Annotated in this window: 3 protein-coding genes; all 3 read left to right on the forward strand. The window is 74.4% G+C overall.

Annotated features, from left to right (window positions below):
- Positions 1–171: 171 nt before the first annotated feature.
- The 3 genes from HUX53_RS26720 (at position 172) to HUX53_RS26730 (ending at position 2,815) form a co-directional block, all read left to right on the forward strand.
- Positions 172–753 carry a DUF5998 family protein gene (locus HUX53_RS26720; RefSeq protein WP_176405983.1) on the forward strand — a complete coding sequence of 194 codons (582 nt, stop codon included), beginning with the start codon at positions 172–174 and terminating at the stop codon, positions 751–753.
- 37 nt (positions 754–790) lie between these two features.
- Positions 791–1,912, forward strand: coding sequence for an alkaline phosphatase family protein (locus HUX53_RS26725; RefSeq protein WP_176405984.1), 1,122 nt, complete (start codon positions 791–793; stop codon positions 1,910–1,912).
- Between the two features lie 72 nt (positions 1,913–1,984).
- Positions 1,985–2,815, forward strand: coding sequence for a sulfurtransferase (locus HUX53_RS26730; protein WP_309237444.1), 831 nt, complete (start codon positions 1,985–1,987; stop codon positions 2,813–2,815).
- The last annotated feature ends 302 nt before the right edge of the window (positions 2,816–3,117 follow it).

A 3,117-nucleotide genomic window follows, 5' to 3' on the forward strand; every position in this document is an offset into this window, starting at 1 on the left:
GCCCCGCCCGCCGGGCCCACCGGGCTGACCCCAACCCGGCTAAGGCGGCACCGGCGGCGGGGTCGGCAGTGGATGCTCGTCCATGCCTGCCCCATACCCGGCAGGCGCGCGGATGACCGCCTACCGAGCCGGTCATGTGCGCGTCCGCCCTCGACAGGGCAGGATGGGGCCATGAGGGAAACCCGAGCGACCGCCGGTGGGTTGCGCACGGCGATCGAGCACAGCGGTTACTACCCGGCCCTGGTCGCGGACGCGGTCGAGTCGGCCGTCGGCGACGAGCGCGTCGTCGCCTACGTCGTCCACCACGAGGCGACGTTCGACCCTGCGATGGAGGTCCGGCGGCACGTGACGGTGCTCGTGCTGTCCGCGTCCCGGCTGCTGGTGTGCCACACCGACGAGCATCCGCCCGGCGAGGGGATGGCCCAGCCGCACGCGTCCACCACCACCGAGGCCGTCAAGCTGGAACGCGTCCAGTCGGTCGCGGTGACCCGGGTCGTCCCGGACCCCGCGTCCTACGTGCCCGGCGTGCCGCCCACCGAGGTCGTGCTGACCATCGGCTGGGGCGCGATCGCCCACATCGACCTCGAGCCCGCGACGTGCGGCGACGAGAACTGCGAGGCCGACCACGGCTACACCGGCAGCGTCACCGCCGACGACCTGTCCCTGCGGGTCAGCGAGGCGGCGGACGGCGCGGACGCGGCGGCCCAGGTCCTGGCGTTCGCCGAGGAACTGTCGGAGGCGACCGCCCGGTGACCGGAGCGTTGTCCCCCGCGAGCGGAGCCGCCCGGTGATGGAGGCTGGGCGGCCGCCTGTTCCTCGGTACGGGGCGGGGGCGCTTTCCGATCTGCCCACATCGGTGCTGGCGGGGCTGGGGGTTCCGGGCGCGGTGAACGTGCTGGGGCTGCCCGAGCTGCCGCGCGCCTGCGTCCTGCTCGTCGACGGGCTCGGCTGGGAGCAGCTCAAGGCGCACCCGGACGAGGCGCCCTACCTGAACGCGATGGACGGTGGCCCGATCACCGCCGGGTTCCCGGCGACGACCGTCACCAGTCTCGCCTCGCTGGGGACCGGCGCGCCACCCGGCGGGCACGGGCTGCTGGGCCTGCAGGTGGCGATCCCCGGCGCCGGCCGGCTGCTGAACTGCCTGCACTGGAAGGACGACGACCCCGACCCGGCCGCGTTCCAGCCCGTCCCGACCGTGTACGAGCGGGCGGCGGCGGACGGCGTCGAGGTCGGCTACGTGTCGCTGCGGCAGTACAAGCGGTCCGGGCTGAGCCGGGCGACCGCCCGCGGCGCCGACTACCTGGCCGCCGACGGCCTCGGGCAGCTCGTCGGACGCGCCGAGATGGCCCTCCGGAGGGGCGACCGCGCGTACGTCACCGTGTACCACGCCGACCTCGACGGGACCGGTCACCGCTTCGGCGTCGATTCCGCGGACTGGCGGCACCAGCTGCGGTTCGTGGACATGCTCGTCCAGCAGATCGCGGCCGTCCTCCCGCCCGGTTCGGCGCTGCATGTGACCGCCGACCACGGCATGGTCGACCCGTCGGAACGCGTGGACGCCGACACCGTCCCCGAGCTGCAGGAAGGCGTCGCGCTCCTCGGCGGGGACGCCCGCTGCCGCTACGTGTACAGCGAGCCGGGCGCCCACGACGACGTGCTCGCCGCCTGGACGGCCGTGCTCGGCGACCGCGCCTGGGTCGTCCCCCGCGAGCAGGCCGTGGCGGACGGCTGGTTCGGCCCGCTCGGCGACGGGATGGCCGACCGCATCGGCGATGTGATCGCCGTCCCGCACGCCGATCTCGCGATCGTCGCGTCCGAGCGGGAGTTCTGGCTGAACCGGATGGTCGGCATGCACGGCTCCCTCGTCCCGGCCGAGCAGCTCGTGCCGCTGCTCACCACGTCCCGCCCCTGACACCCCTGCGGATGTGAGATGAACCAGGCTTCGCCCCTCCCTAAAGCAGGCATCGGCGGTCAAACTGGCCGTGTGCACCCTCTCATCGAAGTGCCCGCACTGGACCGGCTGCTGCGACGCCAGACGCCCGTGATCCTGCTGGACGCCCGATGGCATCTGGCGGGGCCGCCGGGGATCGAGTCCTACCGCAAGGGGCACCTGCCCGGCGCCGCCTTCATCGACCTCGACCGCGACGTGGCCGGGCCGCCCGGTCCCGGCGGCCGCCATCCCCTTCCCGACCCCGTCGAGTTCGAGTCGGCGATGCGCCGCGCCGGCGTGTCGCAGGACGCCCTGGTCGTGGTGTACGACGACGCCGACTCCACGTCCGCGGCCCGCGTCTGGTGGTCGCTGCGCTACTTCGGGCACGACCGGGTCCGCGTCCTGGACGGCGGGTACCGCGCCTGGACGGAGGCGGGCCACCGGGTGAGCGCCGCCGAACCCGAGGTGAAGCCGGGCGACTTCATCGCCAACCCGGGCCGCCTGCCCGTCCTGGACGCGGAGGGCGCCGCCGAACTGGCCACGGCGGGCGTCCTCCTCGACGCGCGCGCCGCCGAGCGCTACCGCGGCGAGCAGGAACCGGTCGATCCGGTCGCCGGGCACATCCCGGGCGCCCGCAACGCCCCCACGTCCGGCAACGTCGGTGTGGACGGCCGCTTCCTGCCGCCCGGACTGCTCCGCGAGCGCTTCGCCAAACTCGGCGCGACCGACGCCCTCGACGTCGGCGCCTACTGCGGCTCCGGCGTCACCGCCGCCCACGAGATCCTCGCCCTCAACCTCGCCGGCATCCCCGCGGCCCTCTACGTCGGCTCCTGGTCCAACTGGGTGACCGACCCGGCCAACCCAGTGGCCACCGGCGACAACTGACCACCCCGACCGGCCGACCGAACCACGTCGCGGCTTGGCCCCTGGCCGGCCGGGCGACGCCCACCGGTGCGTCGAACGTCAAGCGGTACGTGGCGGCGGCGTCGATGGCCGGGTGGCCCGTGCCGGCCGAGCCGAACGGCAACGTCCGCTACGGCGACCACGCCCTGTCGTCGCACACCGGTGCTTCCCGGACGTCTCCGGCCGGGTGTGTACGGCGGTGCCCTGGCCGTCCGCCGGGGCGGGGGTTAGCCGGCGCCCATGGGGAGGAAGCCCAGGGTTGTCTCTCATACACATCCCCCACC

This window comes from Actinomadura sp. BRA 177, assembly GCF_013372625.1.
GTDB lineage: Bacteria > Actinomycetota > Actinomycetes > Streptosporangiales > Streptosporangiaceae > Spirillospora.